15 protein-coding genes are annotated in these 20,033 nt (G+C 46.6%); all 15 read right to left on the bottom strand.

What is annotated here, in order from left to right; translation table 11 throughout:
• Positions 1-178: 178 nt before the first annotated feature.
• On the bottom strand, positions 179-1,009 hold the full coding sequence (locus tag AC58QD_RS10010) for a carbohydrate ABC transporter permease (protein ID WP_497332621.1): 831 nt from the start codon (positions 1,007-1,009) through the stop codon (positions 179-181).
• Positions 1,006-1,905, bottom strand: coding sequence for a carbohydrate ABC transporter permease (locus tag AC58QD_RS10005; RefSeq protein WP_497332619.1), 900 nt, complete (start codon positions 1,903-1,905; stop codon positions 1,006-1,008). Before AC58QD_RS10005 ends, AC58QD_RS10010 begins: the two co-directional genes overlap by 4 nt.
• 81 nt (positions 1,906-1,986) lie before the next feature.
• Positions 1,987-3,282, bottom strand: a complete 1,296-nt coding sequence (locus AC58QD_RS10000) for an ABC transporter substrate-binding protein (RefSeq protein ID WP_497332617.1) — start codon at positions 3,280-3,282, stop codon at positions 1,987-1,989.
• A gap of 76 nt (positions 3,283-3,358) precedes the next feature.
• Positions 3,359-5,086 carry a sensor histidine kinase gene (locus tag AC58QD_RS09995; protein ID WP_497332615.1) on the bottom strand — a complete coding sequence of 576 codons (1,728 nt, stop codon included), beginning with the start codon at positions 5,084-5,086 and terminating at the stop codon, positions 3,359-3,361.
• Positions 5,083-5,889, bottom strand: a complete 807-nt coding sequence (locus AC58QD_RS09990; RefSeq protein WP_497332613.1) for a response regulator transcription factor — start codon at positions 5,887-5,889, stop codon at positions 5,083-5,085. Before AC58QD_RS09990 ends, AC58QD_RS09995 begins: the two co-directional genes overlap by 4 nt.
• A 272-nt stretch (positions 5,890-6,161) precedes the next feature.
• On the bottom strand, positions 6,162-6,335 hold the full coding sequence (locus AC58QD_RS09985; RefSeq protein ID WP_497332611.1) for a hypothetical protein: 174 nt from the start codon (positions 6,333-6,335) through the stop codon (positions 6,162-6,164).
• 75 nt (positions 6,336-6,410) lie between these two features.
• Positions 6,411-6,851 (bottom strand): D-aminoacyl-tRNA deacylase, encoded by a 441-nt coding sequence (gene dtd / locus AC58QD_RS09980; RefSeq protein WP_497332609.1) that lies wholly within the window; start codon positions 6,849-6,851, stop codon positions 6,411-6,413.
• Between the two features lie 69 nt (positions 6,852-6,920).
• A complete protein-coding gene (locus AC58QD_RS09975; protein WP_497332607.1) occupies positions 6,921-9,110 on the bottom strand; it encodes a RelA/SpoT family protein in 2,190 nt (729 codons plus the stop codon).
• Between the two features lie 38 nt (positions 9,111-9,148).
• On the bottom strand, positions 9,149-9,277 hold the full coding sequence (locus AC58QD_RS09970) for a hypothetical protein (RefSeq protein WP_497332605.1): 129 nt from the start codon (positions 9,275-9,277) through the stop codon (positions 9,149-9,151).
• 66 nt (positions 9,278-9,343) lie between these two features.
• Complete coding sequence (locus AC58QD_RS09965) at positions 9,344-13,630, bottom strand: family 10 glycosylhydrolase (RefSeq protein WP_497332603.1); 4,287 nt, start codon at positions 13,628-13,630, stop codon at positions 9,344-9,346.
• A gap of 230 nt (positions 13,631-13,860) precedes the next feature.
• Positions 13,861-14,373: an adenine phosphoribosyltransferase gene (locus AC58QD_RS09960; RefSeq protein ID WP_497332601.1), complete on the bottom strand. Its 513-nt coding sequence runs from the start codon at positions 14,371-14,373 to the stop codon at positions 13,861-13,863.
• A complete protein-coding gene (gene recJ, locus AC58QD_RS09955) occupies positions 14,370-16,817 on the bottom strand; it encodes a single-stranded-DNA-specific exonuclease RecJ (protein WP_497332599.1) in 2,448 nt (815 codons plus the stop codon). The genes AC58QD_RS09960 and recJ overlap by 4 nt, the downstream gene beginning before the upstream one ends.
• Before the next feature lie 14 nt (positions 16,818-16,831).
• The gene (locus AC58QD_RS09950; protein WP_497332597.1) at positions 16,832-17,785 is read right to left on the bottom strand and encodes a cation diffusion facilitator family transporter; all 954 of its coding nucleotides are present in this window, start codon (positions 17,783-17,785) and stop codon (positions 16,832-16,834) included.
• Positions 17,786-17,837: 52 nt separating this feature from the next.
• The gene (gene secF / locus AC58QD_RS09945; protein WP_497332595.1) at positions 17,838-18,761 is read right to left on the bottom strand and encodes a protein translocase subunit SecF; all 924 of its coding nucleotides are present in this window, start codon (positions 18,759-18,761) and stop codon (positions 17,838-17,840) included.
• Positions 18,751-19,983: a protein translocase subunit SecD gene (secD, locus tag AC58QD_RS09940; RefSeq protein WP_497332593.1), complete on the bottom strand. Its 1,233-nt coding sequence runs from the start codon at positions 19,981-19,983 to the stop codon at positions 18,751-18,753. The genes secF and secD overlap by 11 nt, the downstream gene beginning before the upstream one ends.
• Between the last annotated feature and the right edge of the window lie 50 nt (positions 19,984-20,033).

The following is a 20,033-nucleotide window of genomic DNA, read 5'->3' as shown; positions in this document are numbered from 1 at the left end:
TTCGCCTTTGTACTTGAATCCTAACCATAAAAATATAATCAAAAGGAATCAAGTACAACTGCGATTGGAGCCCGCCTTTTTGCCCTCCCTTGCACTCATCCGCCTTTTGCCCTCCCTTGCACTCATCCGCCTTTTGCCCTCCCCTGCACTCATGCCTTTTTGCCCTCCCTTGCACTAATCACCCCTTCAAAGCCCCAGCCTGCAGCCCGCTTATGAAATATCTCTGCAAGAACAAAAACATGATGATGACCGGCGCCAACACAAGGATGAACCCGCCGAAAAGCAAGCTGAGATCGGTCTGCCCAAGATCAGAGAAAAACTTGTATAGGCTTAAGGTGACCGTCGGATATTTATTCGAAGTCAGAAGCACGAGCGGCAGCAGCAGGTCGTCCCATATATGCACGAAATGAAAGATGAATAACGTTGCGCTGATCGGCTTCAACAGCGGGAAAATGATTTGGATGAACAGCCGGAGCGTCGAACAGCCTTCTATCTTGGCGGCCTCCTCTAGTTCAATCGAGATGCCCCGGATAAACCCGACAAACATGAAAATACTGAAAGAGGCCATTACCCCAATATATACAAACGAGATTCCAAACAAGTTATTGTACAGATTTAGCTTCTTGAGGACAAAGATGAGCGGGATGAAAGCGGCTTGAATCGGCATCATGATAAGTGAAACATAGAACCAATAGATCGCTCGGAAGAACCAGTGATTGATTCTGGCGATCGCGTATGCAGCCATGGAAGAGAAAAACAAGACATAGGCTATGCTCATCATCGCAATGGAAAAAGTAACGGCATAGGCTTTGAGAATGTCCATCGCATGGAAAGCCCGAACAAAATTATCAATGCCCACGCTGAAATCTGGAATTGCTAACGGGCGCTGCAAAATCTGCTCATTGGATTTCAACGAATTGACGGCAATCAGATACAGAGGGACACTGTAAAGAAGCGCAAGCAGAAGGATGGATCCTTCGAACAATTTTCTTTTCATTCGCGGATTCATTCGTAAGCCCTCCCTTCATACCGTTTCGTCATCACAACGAACAGAACCGTAATCACTAGTACGAACACAACTAATATGAAAGCGGCTGCCATTCCGTAAGCCAGATCAAGCGATTGGAAAGCATTTCTGTAAATCCGGATGGCAAGCGTCTCGCTCGCTCTTGCTGGGCCTCCTCCGGTCAAGGCGAACGGCAGATCGAATAATTTGAGTCCCGCCGCCAGTCCAATGAGCGTATTAACCGTAATCCCTGGAGCAATCATCGGTAGAATAATGCTGAAAAATTTCCTGACGGGCGAAGCTCCGTCAACAATGGCCGCTTCCTTGATTTCATTGGGAACGAATTGAAGCGATGCCAAGTATACAATCATGATGGGTCCTGTCAGCTGCCATACTGCCACCATAATGATCGTGTAGACGACATAGTCGGGGGAATCAACCCACAGCACTTTGATCGGTGTGCCTAGCAGATCGCTAAGCAATTTATTCATTAATCCGTTGTTCGTGTCGAGAATAAACCCCCAGACGTACGCGCCTAATACGATAGGGAGCAGTTTAGGAAAATAAAACAATGTCCGGATCAGATTTTTCGTCCTAAACGCCTGGTTGACGGCGAGGGCGAGCAGCAAGCCCAGCACATTCGTCAGCAAAGCGATAGTGAGCCCCATCCACAGTGTGCGGTACATGGTCTTGACGAAGGATATGTCCGAGAATATTCGCTCGTAATTTTTCAAGCCGATAAACCGATAGTCTCCCAGCCCGTCCCAATCCGTTAAGCTGTAATACATCGTTTGAAAAACAGGGATGAGCATGAAAGTGAAGATCATGAGGGAAATCGGAACCAGGAACAGGATTCCTGTCCAGAACGTTTTGCTTTTCAGCGTACCTTTGCTTTTCATGCGGGTCCTCCGTACTTAGGAGTAGGTTATGAAATAGGAAGGAGAGAAGCATGAAGCCTGCCCTCCCCCATTTTGGGTCACTTATTTTTTAATTTTATCGTTGTATTCCTTAATGAACTCATTCGATAATTTGTTCACATCATCGCCGAATGTAACGGCCTGCGCTGTCTCGCTAAGCTTGATGAAGACTGGGTTTGTCATCGGCCCCAAGTTAGCGAATGTAGTGACTCTGCCTGATTTAAGCCAATTCTCCGTTTCGGCGAATACTGGAATGATTTCACCAACGCCAGGCATCGCTGACATGTTCTTTTTGGCCTTAATGATCTTGGCGAAATTATCTTTGCTAAAGAACCAGTTCATGAACGTTTTGGTCTCTTCCAAATGCTTGGATTTGGCATTAATGGCCATCCCGTCCTCAATCGTATAGACGTAGCTATTATCCTTATCCGGGGCATAAGGCAAATTCATGAAACCCCATTTGAAGCTCGGGTTTTGCTGATCGATATTAGCCGACGCCCATGTACCTCCAAGCACCATAGCTGCCTGACCTTTGGCAAACGCCTGGTAGCCTTGTTCGATGGAATACGTGAAGCTTCCTGTCAGCACATATTTATTCAGCTTGTTGAAGCGATCATAGCCTTCCAGCAGGACATCCTTGTATTTCGTCCAATCCACTTTATTCGTCAAATAAGCGGTCTGGAAATCCTTATCCTTGAGCCCTTTGTTCCCGAACGTCCAGTGGAACACGTTGCCGATTGCTGTTGCCCACTTGCCTGCGTACACCATGAGCGGAATGTTTTTCGCTTTCAGCTTTTCCCCCGCATCCATTAACTCCTCCCATGTTTGAGGCGGCTTCGAGTAGCCGATGGATTCGAATAGGGGAATATTGTACGCTAACCCTACGAAACCGAGTCCGGTTGGAAATGTCGCCATTTTCCCATCTACCGTAACGCCTTTGCGAATATCCTCCGAGAAGTTTTTGGCAGCTTCCAGCTGGCTCAGATCGTATAGATTCCCGGCTTTATTCGATAGTGCGGTGAGTTCGTGCAGTGCATTAAGCTGATAAATGTCGGGCATTTCTGCCGTCGTGATCATCGTTTGCAGCTTTGCATTTCTTTGATCGGCAGGAAGCGTCTCCAATTCCACTTTGATCTCCGGATGCACTTTGTTGAATTCTGCAATCATGCCTAATACTGTGTCTCTGTTGACAATCAGACCTTCTGCGATCTGCATCTTGAGCGTGACCGGATCCTTCTTCGCTGTCGCTGTGCTTTGTGGCTTGTCCGTGGCTCCTTGGTTCGGCTCATTGCTTGAACAGCCCACCATGACTAGCAATAATGAACAGATGACACCCCATGTAATCGATTTACGGAACAATTGAGTTACCTCCTTCTCTTCACTAGTTTCATTATAAAGCGCTATCATAAATCGTTCTATCACACGAAGTTTGCATCTAGTCGCACAAAATTTGCTTCATGATCACTCGGGTGCCCGCTTCTGGAGCGCTCTGTATATAGATGACCGCATATTCGGTTTGGAGCAGGAACCGCTGGGCTGTCACATACAAGCCAGTGCCCCAATTCTTCAACTCGTCCACGTTCTCGCGGGTCAATTCCAGCTCTACCGGTGAGGAGAAGCCTTTGCCGTTATCAGCAATTTCAAAACAAATCCAGCCCTCTTCGAAGTAAGCTCGAATAAGCAATTCAAATGACTCTTTATTCACCTCAAAGCCATGAATGAACACATTCTCAATCACGGGCTGCAAAATTAGCTTATGTACTTTACAGGTCATGACCCCCTCCCCTATCTCGAGACGGACATTCACTTTCCTGCCTATCAACTGCTGCTGCAGAAAAATATAATCGTTCAACCACTTGATTTCCTCTTCGAACATGACCTTCTCTCCAGGCCGGGTTGTCGTATACCGCATAATAACAGATAGCGACACGATCAGCTCCGATGCTTCATCCGGCTTGGCATCGAACACACGGCTCTGGATGAGATCGAGCATATTATAGATGAAATGGGGGTTGATTTGGGTCTCCAGCGCCTTCATCTGAAAATGAAGCTTCTCCTGATACTCTGTTTTCTGGTTATCAAATAACCGCTGAATCTCCGAAGTCATGTCATTGAAAACTTCGCTTAACATACCTAGTTCATCGCTCGAATATTTTCCGATTTTCACATAGAAATGGCCTTCTTTGGCTTTCTTCATTTTGTCAGCCAGTATGTATAAAGGTTTGAGCTGACGGGTCATGAACCCGATGATAGCAGCGAGCATTATCATATTCCCGATAACGAACAGTCCGTTGTTCTGGATCATGGGCACGATGTAGCTTTGCGAGAGCTGCTCGTTGGACAAGTAAGCCTTGATTTCCCAGTTGTAAGGCTTCATAGTATTTTTGTAAATGTGGGAGGAATCACTTGATATAGGCTCGCTCGGATCGTTAGTAAACATCAGATTGCCATGCTGGTCGGTAACGATCGTCTTGATCCATTTTTGATCGGAAGGTGATTTGAGCAGCTTTTCGAACACAGAAGCATTAACCGTAAGCAAGCTGACGCCTACTGGCTGCAAATCGACCGGACTCCGGATTACCTGACCGAAGGAGAAATAAATCGACTCATAATCCGCCTGAAACAAAGATCGATGAGCCGACAAAACGGTATTGACCGGTCCGTTCTCATCTATTTGCTGGAACCATGTTTCCTCGTCATACTGTGACAAAAAACTAAGAAAATGAACTTTTCCCGCACGGTTGGAGCGTTGATAGATCAAGTCCCCCCCTATGGTCAAATAGCTGAAGATCATTTCTTCATTGTTTTGGCCAAAAAACTGATTGCTAAGCTGTGAAAAGACCGCATTTAAGTACGGATCATTTCGCAGGGAGGAACCGTCAGAGTACGCTTTCAACTTGTCATAGAACACCGTATCCTGCTGGTAATCGCGATAGATGTAATCGTTCATCTTTTCCATCGTTGTAATATTGTGCTGCAGCCCCTGCGTTGAATCATTCAAAATCGTCTCATATTGATGTACGACAATATCACGGGTTGTCCCAAGCCAGGAGCGAAACAAGACGAATTCGAAAAAAAGGAGGGGTATGCTCACAAAAACGATAAAACCAATTACCATTTTTCTGCGCAGGGAGGACTTAATGGGGTATAGGGTGTTTCTCATCCCGATCTCTCTTTCGTATCCATCGAGTGCTGTTTGTATTCCGAGGCGGACAGACCTGTATGCTTTTTGAAGAGTCTGCCGAAATAGTTAATGTTGTAGAAACCAGTCATTTTGGCAATATCGCCAATTCTCAATTCCGGATAACACATTAGAATTTTCGCGAGTTCGATCCGAAAGGTATTCAGAAATTGGATCAAATTCATTTCCGCCTTTTTGGAAAAAACACGGCAGAGGTGACTCTCATTCACATGAAGTCTCTCGGCCAGATTATTCAGAGTAATCGGGTGCATGTATTCCGCTTGGATGATGTGAATGACTTTCAACACCAGTTCATCTTTTATTTTCTTGTCCTGTACCCAATCGTTCAGGTGTTTCGCGACATGTTGGTCAAGGGCATAATCGATTGAACCCGCATTATTAACTTTACGCGCCTCCAGGCTCCGTACGACTCTGTCCATCACCTGTTCCAGCATACCCGTAGATACCGGTTTCAATAAATAATCAAATGCGCCGCTGCGAATAGATGCCTGTGTATAGGGAAAATCGGAGTAGGCGGTCAGGACGATGCATTTGGTCCGATGGTTCCCGTCCTTATTTAATTGCTCCATCACTTGAAGTCCATCCATGAAAGGCATTCGAATATCAATAAAGGCTGCATCGGGCTCGGTTGCTTGAATCATCTTGAGGCCATCCAGACCGTTATATGCCTTTCCGACGATCTCGTATTTATCATGAAGCTGTGAGATCCGTTTGGCTAATACGTTGCAAAGCTCCTGTTGATCTTCCACTACCACAACCCGCATTTTCAACATCCTTCCGCTAATTAATCACCTTATGCGACCCTCAGTAGATGGTTTTCTCATTAAAAGTAAGCGCAATCAATATGTCATGTCAATGCTTCAGTATGGCCTTTTTGGACTGAAAAAAGTGCTTGGGAGGCGGTCGAACCTCATATGGCGCGTGGGAGGGTAGAAAGATGGGCTACAATCGCTCTTGAACTTCAGCTGTAAGCGGCGTGCCACTAATGAAAAAATCCCCTCCGATAACGAAGGGGATTCATGAATGGCTGCCGATTTCATCTTATAGGTCTTCGCGGGGATTGCCTGACTGACATCGTTCCAACCGCCCACTCCTGGGCGCTCTCTATCGCGAACGAAGCGGCTTCCATGCCTAACGATTGTTGCATATCATTATGCAATAGACGGTTAGCCGCCTGCTGCACAACCATTTCTTTACTGGATTGACGCATGACGGTATACTCCTTGGGATCATATGGAATAGATCAATCATCGTCTAGTTTGTCCTAGAAAGGGTATGATTATGCTTATTTACTATCGATCACAAGTGTAACGGGACCCCAGTTCACCAATTCGACATCCATCATTGCACCGAATTTGCCTGTTTGTACATCCAGTCCCTGCTCTCTCAGCATATCGTTGAAGCGCTCATATAGAGGCTCGGCTTGTTCAGGTCGAGCAGCTGCCATGAAATTAGGCCGTTTCCCTTTGCGGACATCGCCATATAGAGTGAACTGGGACACGGACAGGATTTGCCCTCCTGTCTCGAGCACAGATAAATTCATTTTTCCTTGCTCATCTTCAAAAATACGCAGCCCTGCCAGCTTTTCCGCCAAATATTGGGCATCCTTCTCCGTATCTTCATGGGTTATGCCCACCAGCAGAACGAGTCCTTGTCTGATTTGCCCCACTGTTATACCTTCGACGACTACCCGGGCTTCCTTACTTCTCTGAACGACTATTCTCATCTCTTACACTCCCCCTATCCGGCTCAAAAAAACTTGTGGAAACCGACCGCGGAGCATGAGCCGCCGAACTCACCCCTGCATAATACGTTGAACTGAATAGACGTCCTTCACCCGCTTGATCTTCTCAACAACGGATTGAAGGTGGTCAATGTGTTTGATCAGAATCGTCATATGCACGATGGCCATTTTATTCTTATCGGAACGACCGGATACGGCGGATATAACCGTTTTACTCTCCGAAACAGCTTGCAGCACCTCGTTCAGGAAACCGCGGCGGTCATGTCCTGTAATCTCGATCTCAACGTGATAGTTCGATTCCACAGAAACTTCCCACTCTACATCGATCATCCGGTTGAGGTCATCCTCTTCTCCCGTTGGGATGTTCGTGCAGTTGCTGCGATGGACGGATACTCCGCGACCACGGGTAATATAACCGATAATATCGTCCCCGGGTACAGGGTTACAGCAACGGGCGAAGCGAACAAGTACATTGTCCACGCCTTTGACTCTTACGCCATGTGTAGGACGCGTTTTGCGCTCCCCAGATGGAGCCTTTACTTCTCTAACTTCCGAAGTAAGCTCCAGCGAATGCTGCTGCTGTTCCTCAGCCTCTCGGCGTATCTTCTCTGTCAGCTTCGTGCAGATTTGAGCGGCCGTAATCCCGCCGAAGCCCACAGCAGACATCATATCTTCTATGTCATTGAAGTTAAACTTCTTACAAGCTTCTTGAAGATTCTCCTCCGTCATCAGCTTCGGAGGCTCTATTCCCAGACGTTTTAACTCACGCTCAATCAGCTCTTTGCCTTTTTGCTCGTTCTCCTCACGCTTTTCTTTCTTGAACCATTGTTTGATTTTACTGCGTGCATGCGAAGATTGAGCTATCTTGATCCAGTCTTGACTCGGACCGTATGAATGCTTGGAGGTAAGAATCTCTACAATGTCACCCGTGTTCAGCTTATAATCAAGCGGCACAATACGACCATTTACTTTGGAGCCTACAGTGCGATTCCCAATCTCCGTATGAATCCGATAAGCGAAATCCAACGGGACCGAGCCTGAAGGAAGCTCGATTACTTCTCCTTTTGGCGTAAAAACAAACACTAGATCAGAGAAAAAGTCCATCTTGAGCGATTCCATGAATTCGGAAGCGTTGCTCGTCTCCTGCTGGAGCTCAAGAATCTCCCTGAACCAGCTCATCTTATCCTCAAAGCTGCCGACAGGTACGAGGGTTCCTTCTTTGTATGCCCAGTGCGCCGCGATCCCGAACTCCGACGTCCGATGCATGTCCCATGTACGAATCTGCACCTCAAGCGGCTCCCCGCTTGGACCGACAACTGTCGTATGCAGCGACTGGTACATATTCGCCTTCGGCATAGCGATATAATCTTTGAACCTTCCCGGCATAGGCTTCCATAACGTATGAATAATGCCGAGTGTGGCGTAGCAATCTTTTATGTTATCTACAATAACCCGAATGGCAAGCAGGTCCAAAATTTCGTTGAACTGTTTGTTTCGGGTTGTCATTTTTTTATAGATGCTATAAATGTGCTTCGGTCTGCCCGAAATATCGCCCTCGATTCCCATCTCGCTCAGCTTATGGGTGATGTTCTCGATAATATCGGCGATATACTGCTCACGCTCGGTACGCTTCTTCTGCATCAAATTGACGATCCGGTAATACTGCTGAGGATTCAAGAAGCGAAGCGCGATGTCTTCCATCTCCCACTTTATAGCCGATATCCCGAGTCTGTGAGCAATGGGACAAAATATTTCGAGCGTCTCATGTGCGATGCGGCGTTGACTTTCCTCCGATTGAAACTTCAAAGTTCGCATATTATGCAGACGATCGGCAAGTTTAATAAGAATGACACGAATATCCTGCGCCATCGCAACGAACATTTTACGATAATTCTCGTTTTGCTGCTCTTCCTTGGACTTAAACTGAATTTTCTCCAGCTTCGTTAAGCCGTCGACTAGCATCGCGCAAGTTTTGCCGAAATGCTGTTCAACAGCCTCCAAGGATACCGTTGTATCTTCTACTACATCATGCAGCAAAGAAGCTATAATAGAGGTGACATCCATCTGCATATTAACCAGGATGTCAGCTACTGCCAACGGATGAAGAATATAGGGCTCCCCCGATTTGCGCACCTGCCCATGATGAGCCTTATCTGCGAATTCGTAAGCAACTTCAATTCGTTTGAGGTCGCTCTCCTTGAGGTATGCGGCGGCCCGTTCAAGTAACTGCTCAATGCCCATCGTTAAACCCTTTCCATTACTAGAATTGCTGCCCATAGTCACGTATCGTTTCTATTATTATGCCTGTCTGCAAGCATCGCGTCAACTATCGGACCTATCGGCAATAAATGGGGAGAGAATTCAACATCCTCTGTATAAGGATCACCAGTCTTCACTCTATTAGACATACAAAAGAGCCCCTGGAGGCTCGTTTGTATGTTAATCATTTTTACTTGTCATTCATAAGAGCAAGCTTAATCTTTATGTTCCTGCTGTTTATCCATAACTACTACGGCATATGTGCTGTTAGTAACATGATCGATGCTAATGGTGGTCAATTCTTTGTCCTTATTGAAATGAACCGGGACAAAGTCGATATCACCTGTTTCCTGATCATATTCAATGGCTTTGTTGTGTTTCGAATAGATGTTTGGCGATGTGAAAGAAATCGAAACATCCTTTTTACTTTTCTTACCGAAATCAAGCTCCACAGTTTTGTCGCCAGCTATGGCAGATACCTGTACACTGTATGCGTCACCGATCATTGAGCCGCCTTTTGCTTCAACAGCTGCTTGGATCGCTTCCGCTTCTGCACCGGTCTTCTTCTCGAGTGTGACCGCTAATTGAACGTTTGCTGCATGTGCACCTAATTCCTTGGAAATATCATCCAAATGAATCGAATCAGTCGGCATCTGATATGTAGCTGCCCCTGTTTTTACTGTCAACACTACTTTCCTTACATCGTCCAAGGCTTGGGCTGAAATAGTGACTTTAGCCACCTGCACTTCATCCTTCACATCAACGATCAGTTCCGATGCTTTCTTACCTAACGAATCCAGCATCTCTGCTGCTCTCCCTACCATCTCCGCATCGATAATGATTTCAACGGCGGTTTTGCCGTCGATAACAGATGTCTTCACTTCCGTTGGTGGCATGAGGACACCGTTTAGGGTCGGCGTCGGGGAGAGTACACGGACAGTGACGTTACTCATTTGCTTTTTCCCCATATAATCTACACTAATCGTTGTCTGCCCAGCTTTAATTGCACGGATAAGTCCATTTGCCGCAACAGATGCTACGGTCGGATTGCTGCTTGTATAGACCGCTTCACCAGTAATGTCAATCTTGCTCGAATCCTCATATAAGGCTTCAACTTTTAGTTGTGAAGTTTCCCCTACTGCCAATTGCCCATTAGAACCGCTGACAACCAAATCCTGCAATACCGGAGGATTATATGTCATCTGAATGGATTTCTGATTCGTCTTCATCCCATCCACATAAACGGCAATTGTAATCGTATTTAACCCTGACTGAAGGTTCACTTTGCCAGTAAAATCACCATTCGCGCTAACCGCAGCCGCCGAACCATTCAAGCTAACGCCAACTGTCGAACCTGCTCCCATCACCTTCACGTTGCCTGAGAGGTCAGGATTGGCATTGGTTACCGTTTGTCCGTCATAGGCCATATAACCGGTAAGCGCTGCCGCTCTAATGTTATCCCCAACATCGTACGTATTGGCAAGCAGTTGACGATTCGTTCTAATCCCGCTCTGATCAATCGCCGATACAACCATGCCTCCTGCAGGAATTGAACTGTTGTTATCCTGAGGAACAGTCCAGTTCCAAGTAGACGCTTGGGTCTTGTTGACGACTGCAGTTACTTTTCCAGTTGCATCTGTAACTACTTCCACACCGAATTTGTTCGTTCCGGTTGAAGTGCCAAATTCTTCGTTATATACGTTAATATCATTGGTGTTGCGGCTTACATTATAATAACTGCCCTCAATGAATGAGTTCGGATCGTTCGGATCACTGACTCCGATTTGATAATCCTTCACGTAATCCTGGTTGTTCAGGGAGGCTTTCACAATCGGCCAGTTCGCCAGTGATGCATCGAATAACATTAAGCCGTTAGAGCTGCCGAGCGCATTTTGGAAAATTTCCTTCTGAAGAGCCGGCGATTGCAAATCTGTCAAAGCCATTCCTGCATAGATCGGCACCTCGCCATTGGTCACAATCGTATCAATCGTGAGATACTTCTGAATTTCCTGTTTCGTACTGTAGTAAGTGCCCACCATCAGGAAGTCCAAATAACTGATATACCCGGTTTGGTAATATTCAGGTGTATAAATAGAGCTTGTAGGAAAGCCCAGACGGCTGTCATAACGGAAATCTTTGCTCCCCCAGTGTACGCCATTCAAGTAGTACGATTCGAACCAAGCGCCTACATAAGCCGCGGTCTGGATCGACCTGTTCTTGGAGGCTTCATACTCGGCTACGAGATCATGCGTCTCTTTCACAAAGCTTTCGATCGTGCCGGATCGGAATTCCCACCAATCCTGGATGAGCGGACCATCTGTCCTCTTCCCGTTAACATATCTGAAAATGTCATCCGGCCAGTTATTCAGTTGTTTTCCTCTTTGTTGCAAAAACGTGATGAATTTGGCCTTGGTTACATCACTGAAATCAGCGGTTTCGTTATCGTATCGTCCGCGGTCGAGAATGATCCCATCCACATCATAGTTCTTCAATACTTCCTCGAACGTCTTCAACTGATAATCGCGCACCTGATCATTGGCAGGATTCACGAACAGCACGAGTGCCCCGTTGGCATTGCCGGCAAGTCCTCTTTTGCCATACTCGCTCTCGCGAAGACGTTTAATCTGTCCGTTATCATCAGAGCGATACACTTGCTCCTCCCAGTCCAGATGCTGATCGATCACAGCGAAATCTTTTACAGCAATGGACCCCTCCGCAAACACGTTAAAGGCTGCATGAACCTTCAAATTGAGCGTGCGGCTGTGGGTAATCACCTCTTCGAGCAAATCCAGATCCGGATTAGATCCGCTACGCTCCGGAGCCGTCATTTCACTGACGTAAGGACGGTTAGTCAAGTCGTTCTTTTTGTAGGAAACGAACCCTTCCACTCCCTTAACGTCAAAGGCAATATCAGTGACACCGGCATCCTTAGCTTTACGTAGGAAATCGAGTACGCTTGCGCTACTCTGTAATTTTCTTGCATTGGATGCTTGGTCAACCCATAGTATCACTTGTTTTTCTGATGGCAGATCCGGCTTACTGTAGACGACAACACTTTTTTTATCATGCTGCACATTATTTTTGCTCAACATGACATCCATATAGTTCGGACCAACCGTAAGCTGCTTCAAGTAGTTGAATGTACCATCCGGCTGTACCGTAACTGGAATATTATCAACCGTAACAGAAGCACCATCCGGATTCGTCACTTTACCTGTGATAGTCGTTGTCGTTTCCTTGATCGTGTAGAGCGGCAGGTTATCCAGCACAAGCCGCGGAATTTGGCCCTGGCCGGTCATGAGCTCGGTTACGGGTACGACATTCCCATTTTTACGAAGCTTGGCGATATCCCCTACTTTGAATTTTGTTGCCAAGTATCTTTTGATGTAATTGTTTGCATAGCTGTTATCCTGGGCCATGACCACATATCCGCCCTGTGGAATTTCCAGGTCCGTAGGCGTTACCGTCCAGCTAGGAGTACCTCCATTGACGGAGGGATTGACCATCCTCGTTACATGCCCTGTAGCGTCTACTTGGATGGCTACACTTACGGTAGGGATTTGAATGGACGGACCAAATTCCGTAGTGTACAGAGCAAAAATATTGCTTATTCCTGTTACATCCTTATCGATGTAATCGATCTTCTTCTTTGGTCCTTCCACAATGATCGTTATATCATCTGGCGGTGCTTCGATCTCGATCAGATCACCAGCCTGCGGTTGAAAAGCCAGAGTAATCATTTGCTCTTGAAGAAGCGTTTCGTTTTTGAATAGCTTGACATAAATATTATTAGCACCTTCGACCAGTGATACCGACTGGCTGAATGAACCGTTCGCTTGAAGAGCAGCGTTCGACTCCCCGACTTTTACGACAAGTCCAAGATCAGGAGCATACTGCGCGATACGGCCTTCTACCGTATAGGTAGCTGTCGTAACTGTGGTTCCGGACAGTGTTGTGAGCTTTAGAGACGGCACCAGCAGTTCAGATGGCGCCACCGTCAGCCCTCCTCGTTCGAGATGAATGGGGCTGCCTTGCATATCGAAAAGCGAAGCCCTGTACTTAGGTGCCGTGTTCCACGAGCTGTCGCTCGCTATTAATACGAATCCATCCTGAGGGATATCCATGTACTGATCGGCTTCCCACTGGGTGGTTCCTGAGACAGGCAATGACAAGGGACCGATTACATCTAGAATTGCGCCATGGCTATCCACTTGAATGGCGACATTAAACTTTTTTACAAGTACTTTATTCGTATAGGTCGTATTGTTTACAATCTCTGTTCCGCTAGTGTAAAGCGCAACATAATTACTTTTTTGCTCACCAGGTTTGTTGACATTGAAGTTGATATAATCGATCTTAATCTTCTTGCTTCCGTCTTGCGATGCCGCATAGACAGTGTCCGTTACTGTCCCTCCTTGTGGTCCGTCTGCCAAAGCGGCGGTATGTCCAAAAGACGGTAAAAGCGAAAACAGCAAACAGGCGATTAGCAACCTATTAAGCATATACATTCTACTCCTCAAAACGTCACCTTCCTCCAATGATATAATGGTCGTCCTTGCCATTATAGTTGGGAGCGGTTTCATAATGAAGGGATTATGATGACCTGTTATTGGATAATGATGACTATTTTGTATCGTATAGGTAATAAGTCCTAGTTCGCGTGACGCTTCACTCCATCTTCCTGTCCCTTTCCAGTTAAAGAAAAGAGCCCTGGGAAAGGGCTCTCCTACTATCAATATTGCACCATGGACAAGACATCGATCCCGCCAAGCTTTTCACGTCCGTTCAAATAGGACAACTCAATTAAAAATGCAGCACCCACTACCTCGCCGCCCAGCTGTTGGACCAAATTGATCGAGGTGTGAATCGTGCCGCCAGTTGCAAGCAGATCATCTGCAATGAGCACACGTTGACCTGGTTTGATCGCGTCCTTGTGCATGGCCAGCTTATCCTTGCCGTATTCCAGATCGTAGCCAGCTTCAATGGTTTCGCTTGGCAGCTTGCCGCTCTTCCGAATCGGCACGAAGCCTACTCCTAACGCATAGGCTAGCGGTGCTCCAACTACGAAGCCGCGTGCCTCAGGACCTGCAATGAGATCGATTTCCCTCGCTTTGTAATACTCCGCCAAATAATCGATAACCTGACGATAAGCCTCACCATTACTTAGTAAGGTTGTAATGTCCTTGAAGCGAATACCCGGTTGTGGAAAATCAGGAATAACCCGAATGTACTCTTTAATATTCATACTGAAACCTCCATAGCGTACGTTTCCTGTCTTTTCAATAATAACCATTGTGTTAATTCTTGTGCTGAGGAATAGATCATGGACTGTTCCATCCCTATTCTATGCAACCGCCTCTTATAGGCTTCAGCAGATTCTAGTTCAGTCTTGCCGGGCGACACTACCGTACGCTGTATCGAGCCTATGCTTTCAACCAAGGAAAGCTCTTCAAACACTAACAGTATAAACCGAATGATGGCAGGTGACAAACCTGTTTGCCGAGCAAATTGCTCAAGTGCATGCTGGTCATCCTTCGGCCAACTCGCCGTATGTAGAAGCTTCGTATACACTTTCTTGAATGCCTCTCGTCCAGGCAGCTTGAAGTCATCGGTATTCCAATCCGCAAATACGGGATAGATCCGTTCCGCTGCTCGCGCTGTCGCAAGCAACCGATACAAGGATGCTTCTGTATCCGGTAACGAGTACAGCATCAAGTCCGTGACATCAACAATGGGAACATGGGCGGCCGCATCATTCAATGGCACTGCCCCGTCCAACTCATCCCAACCATACAAGAGCCAATCAGTCGCCTCAAGGAGCTTGCGATCTCGTTCCCAGTGCAGCACTCGCTCCACAATAATCGCGCGCTGCGGTTCACTCCTTCTGCTCATGAACCTACTTGCACTAGCTCTTGCACTATCCAACTCTCCCAACTTGTGCTGGAGCCGGTTCACACCGCGCCAATCAAACACCTGCAGCTCGGCAACACGCATGTCCTGGATTATGATCTGCGGCTTACGAACACCGTTCCATTCATTGACCGACAGTTCACCGATCACTTCAAGCTTCGAGGTTGGAGAAATGAATTCGGTCAGCCCTCCCCGACCGAATCCCATAGCTTCAACCGAGCAAGCTATCTCTTGTATACTCTGACCAAGCTGCAGCTTCAAATGCTGCTTCTCCCTGCCAAGTGTGCGCATCTCTTGCACGTCTAATTGGGACAGATGGAACCGCGGTGACGGATTCCCCATCCCAAAAGGAGCCATTGCTTCAATCTGGTTAATGCTGTCCAAGGAAACATCACTCAAAGCATATTCTGCATCTATTCGCATATACGGAATGAAGTCATCCTCCGTAAGCCACTCATCCGCATACGTGTTCAAACGATCCCGGAAAAGGTCGATCCATTCTTGCTTCAACGTCATGCCTGCTGCTGCTTGATGACCGCCATAGTGTTCAAGCAATTCCTGACATTCCGTCAGCGCTTTATGAATATCATAGCCTCTGATCGATCTAGCCGAGCCCTTCGCCTTACTAGTCTCACCATCAATCGTCAATATAATGACAGGTCGATAGTATTTCTCCAGCAGCTTGGCTGCTACGATACCAATAACACCAGCATTCCAGCCTTCTTTTGCAATCACAATTACTTTGTGAGCATGTTCCTGCTGAGCAGTATGAAACAGGGATAGCGCTTCTTCCGTCATCTCATCTACGATACGCTGACGTTCTTTGTTCAGTTTGTCTAACTCTGCAGCCAATAGGTCTGCTTCATCGGCATCTTCTGTAGTAAGCAGCCGCAGCGCTTCTTTGGCATGCTGCAGCCGACCGCTAGCATTTATTCTAGGTGCCAGGCCGAATCCAAGATGCGAAGCGCTCACTTCTTTACTAGTAATACCGCAAACTTTATATAAAGCCAGTATACCTGGATACTTGCTTCTGGCTAATTGCTCCAGACCTAACTTAACTAGACAACGATTCTCTCCTGTCAGAGGCATCAGATCGGCAACCGTTCCTATCGCCGCGAATTCAGCCAATGATTCTGGAGCATCACCTAACAAGGCATGCGCTAACTTCCAGGCAACTCCTACTCCAGCCAACTGCTTATTCGGATAAGAACATCCTGGTTTCTTCGGATTGAGAATAACCAAGGCATCAGGCAATAGCTCGGGCGGCTCATGATGGTCTGTCACAATTACATCGATTCCAAGTTGATTCGCATAAGCGATCTGCTCTACTGCACTTATTCCGGTATCGACCGTTATAAGCAGGGTTACTCCGCATTCCAGCGCATGATCTAATGCTTGATTATTAAGACCGTAGCCTTCCAGAGTTCGATGGGGAATGTATGTATCGAACTCGGCTCCGAGTTGTCTGAGCAAATGCGTCATAAGGGCAGTGCTGCTCACCCCGTCTGCGTCATAATCTCCATAAACTCGAATTTTCTCTTTCTGATGAAGTGCTTTTCTTATTCGATCGACTGCAAACTGCATGCCATCCAACAGAAAAGGATCATATAAATGATCCTTTCCACCATTCAAGAATTGATCGGCTTGTTCCACGGTTGTTATTCCTCTTGCCACTAATAGCTTGGCAACAGCCGGGTGCAGCTTCAATTCGTGTATTAATTGTTGTTCGGCCATCTGATCACTTGCCGCTGTTTCCCATCTTGCTTTCGAATGAAGCATACATACCTCCCTCGTCAATGCAGCAGGTTCGGATGCTCCGTTTGATCCGAATCGACATTATTTTTATAAGGATAGCCTGGATCGTATGGATTGACATGAATCATCACATCCGAGACATGACTGAACCTGCGCAGCAGCTGCTGCTTCACAACCTTGCCGATTTCATGACCTTCCGTAACGGTGATCTTAGGGTTGACGCTTATTTTGATATCGACTACAACATAATGCCCGTGTTCTCTAGCTCGCAAATCATTTACAGCAATGACCCCTTTGATCCTTAATGCCGTATCCAACATATCCTCAGTTTCTTCCTTGTGCAGGACATGATCAATGGAGGTGTGAATCGACTCTTTTACTAAGTTATACCCTACACGAAGAACTAGAACTGCAACGAACAATCCCGCCACTGGATCGGCATAGTACAACCATGTATGTCCAAAGCGTTCACCCAGTACCGCTCCGCCAACACCCAGAAGAACTGCTACTGAGGATAGCACATCTGTTCGATGGTCCCAAGCGCTCGCAATGAGGGCCTGACTCGATATTCGGCGGCCCACGCGGATATTGTATTGGAACAATATTTCTTTTACAACCATCGCAACCCCGACTGCTATAAGGGCGAACCATCCTGGAGCGCTCTCGACTCCGTTTACAATCGTTTTGATCGAAGAAAGACCGATCTCCAGTCCTACTAACAATAACAACACGGAGACAATAATAGCAGCGACGGACTCTGCTTTCCCGTGACCATACGGATGATCCTCGTCCGGCGGTTTGTTCGCAGCCTTGAGTCCAATCAATACAGCGATAGATCCTGCTACATCTGAAGCTGAATTTGCCGCATCAGCCATCAGTGCCTTACTGCCTGACAACCACCCCACAATGCCTTTTAGTGCTGCCAGAAGGATATTGCCGATGATCCCTAACCAAGCAGCAAAGCGAGCTTGTTCGAAACGCTGCTCTGACATGTTGCCACCCCTTGAACCATTGTAGTCAACTCACGCAAGCCCCTATCCGTTATTAAGATTGCTTCGCTACTGCTACTTTCTTTGATTTAAGTGTCTGCCGTTTCAGTAAAAACCACATAGGCGTTGCCAGGCAGATCGAAGAGTAAACCCCGCTTGCTAATCCGATCATCTTGGCTAATGCAAACAATTTGATGGATTCGCTCCCGAAAATGTACAGACATCCTGCAGCAATGAGTACGGTGACAACCGTATTAATGGAACGTCCCATCGTCTGCCATATACTTTTATTAACCAGATCCGCTAATTCCTCATCTGTGCGAGTCTTGGAGAATCGGAGATTCTCACGAATCCGGTCCAGAATAACAATCTTATCATTAATGGAATACCCGATTGTAGTTAAGATCGCAGCCACAAACGGCAGATCAACCTCAAATCGGAAGATCGAGAAAATTGCGATTACGAAGAAAGCATCGTACAGAATGGTAATAATTGCCGATAGAGCGAACCGCCACTCGAATCGAATCATAACGTATAAGCTGATACCTATGCTGGCAATCGCTATAGCGATCAGCGCCTTCTTACCTAGCTCACGGGCCATGTCCGGAGTAACGATATTGACCTCGGATGATACTTGAGTACCGTACTTAGCTATGAAGGTATCCGTCACTTTTTTGACTTCATCGTCTGATAAAATTTCATCATAACGAACGGAGATGCGGTCCTTGTTTTCTCCACCTATTGTGCGGATTACAGGCGGGTGTCCCGCATCTTGAAAGGTCTGATCCGCTTCTTCCTGAGTTACAGATTTGCCTACGGAAAGATCAATCGAGGTCCCTGACTTGAAATCAACCCCATAATGCAAATTGAACACGAATAACATAATGATCCCGATAACCGTTACGGCTGCTGACAGGCCGAAGAAGATGTTCCGGTGTTTTACGAAGTCATACCGTTTCTTATAGTCTTTAAAGTACACGGATCTCATCCTCCTTCACGCCGTAATAGCTCGGTTTCTTGAACAGATTGGAACGAATTAACAGCTGTATCAATACTCTTGAGAAAATGACATTCGTTAGAATACTGATCAGGATACTTACAATCATCGTCAGGGCAAAACCTCGTATAGCGCCGTTCCCGATGTAGTAAAGTACTATTCCTGCAATAATATTCGTGATGTTAGCATCCATAATGGTGCGGAATGAATGCTTGGACCCTGCTTTGAGCGAGGACAACAAGCTTTTCCCGCTGCGAATTTCTTCTTTGATCCGTTCGTACATAATAATGTTGGCATCGACGGCCATCCCGATCCCGAGAACGAGGGCACCAATACCAGGGAGAGTAATAGTAGCATTCATGAAATAGAATACTAGCAGCACGGCCCAAGTATAAGTGACTAGAGTCACGGATGCGACGAGACCCGGAATGCGATAAAAAACAATCATAAAGATCAGAATAAGCACCGTTCCGATAATAGCGGCTTTAACGGTTTGTTCCAACGATTTTTGACCCAGTGTCGCACCAACGGATTGCGTGTATTTCTCCGTCAATTTCAATGGCAACGCACCTAAGTTAATCGTATCTTTAATTTTCTTTGCTTCTTCATAGGAGTAGCTTCCTGAAATTGTCGCGCTACCATCCGTCAGCACCTGCTGGACGATCGGAGCAGACAACTCTTCCTCATCTAAATAAATAGCGAGCGGTTTGCCTAACAGCTTCTCCGTTACTTTCTTGAACTTGTCGGCTTCTTTGATCTTGATATGAATCTCCGGCTGATTCGTCTGACTGAAGCCAACCTCAGCTCCGCCAGCTACGAAATCGCTACCAACTAATTCCTTCGTACCGTCAGGTCCGCGGAAAGATAACTCTGCCGGCTTTTTCAGGAGCTTTCTAACTTCGTCCTGATTCTCTACTCCTGCTAATCTTGCACGGATCCGGTTCGATCCTTCCGTTGTTACTTCCGGCTCGGCGACACCGCTCTTGTTCGCGCGGTCCTCCAAGGCCTTAGCCGTCTCAATTAACGAATCTCTGGAAATGGGTTGACCCGCTTCAATAGGCTCGGCTTCATACAAAATCTCAAATCCGCCTTTCAAGTCCAGTCCCAGGTTGATTTGCTTCAACAGGTATGGGCTTGTCCCTGCAATAACTCCGAGGGAAACTACTACAATTAGCAAGAATGTAACGAGCCTTTTCAAATCCATGTAAACGAACTCCCTTCAATACTCAATATTCCTATTATAGCGATACGCAA

It is taken from the genome of Paenibacillus sp. J2R1T-4, from assembly GCF_059692235.1.
Note: the sequence above shows the minus strand (reverse complement) of the source record. Positions and strands in the feature narration are given on the sequence as shown.

Coding starts and splice junctions, on each gene's coding strand:
- AC58QD_RS10010 (WP_497332621.1), bottom strand. CDS start 1,009: ATGAATCCGCGAATGAAAAGAAAATTGTTCGAAGGATCCATCCTTCTG.
- AC58QD_RS10005 (WP_497332619.1), bottom strand. CDS start 1,905: ATGAAAAGCAAAGGTACGCTGAAAAGCAAAACGTTCTGGACAGGAATC.
- AC58QD_RS09995 (WP_497332615.1), bottom strand. CDS start 5,086: ATGAGAAACACCCTATACCCCATTAAGTCCTCCCTGCGCAGAAAAATG.
- AC58QD_RS09990 (WP_497332613.1), bottom strand. CDS start 5,889: ATGCGGGTTGTGGTAGTGGAAGATCAACAGGAGCTTTGCAACGTATTA.
- AC58QD_RS09985 (WP_497332611.1), bottom strand. CDS start 6,335: ATGCGTCAATCCAGTAAAGAAATGGTTGTGCAGCAGGCGGCTAACCGT.
- dtd (WP_497332609.1), bottom strand. CDS start 6,851: ATGAGAATAGTCGTTCAGAGAAGTAAGGAAGCCCGGGTAGTCGTCGAA.
- AC58QD_RS09975 (WP_497332607.1), bottom strand. CDS start 9,110: ATGGGCATTGAGCAGTTACTTGAACGGGCCGCCGCATACCTCAAGGAG.
- AC58QD_RS09970 (WP_497332605.1), bottom strand. CDS start 9,277: ATGTCTAATAGAGTGAAGACTGGTGATCCTTATACAGAGGATGTTGAA.
- AC58QD_RS09965 (WP_497332603.1), bottom strand. CDS start 13,630: ATGCTTAATAGGTTGCTAATCGCCTGTTTGCTGTTTTCGCTTTTACCG.
- AC58QD_RS09960 (WP_497332601.1), bottom strand. CDS start 14,373: ATGAATATTAAAGAGTACATTCGGGTTATTCCTGATTTTCCACAACCG.
- recJ (WP_497332599.1), bottom strand. CDS start 16,817: ATGCTTCATTCGAAAGCAAGATGGGAAACAGCGGCAAGTGATCAGATG.
- AC58QD_RS09950 (WP_497332597.1), bottom strand. CDS start 17,785: ATGTCAGAGCAGCGTTTCGAACAAGCTCGCTTTGCTGCTTGGTTAGGG.
- secD (WP_497332593.1), bottom strand. CDS start 19,983: ATGGATTTGAAAAGGCTCGTTACATTCTTGCTAATTGTAGTAGTTTCC.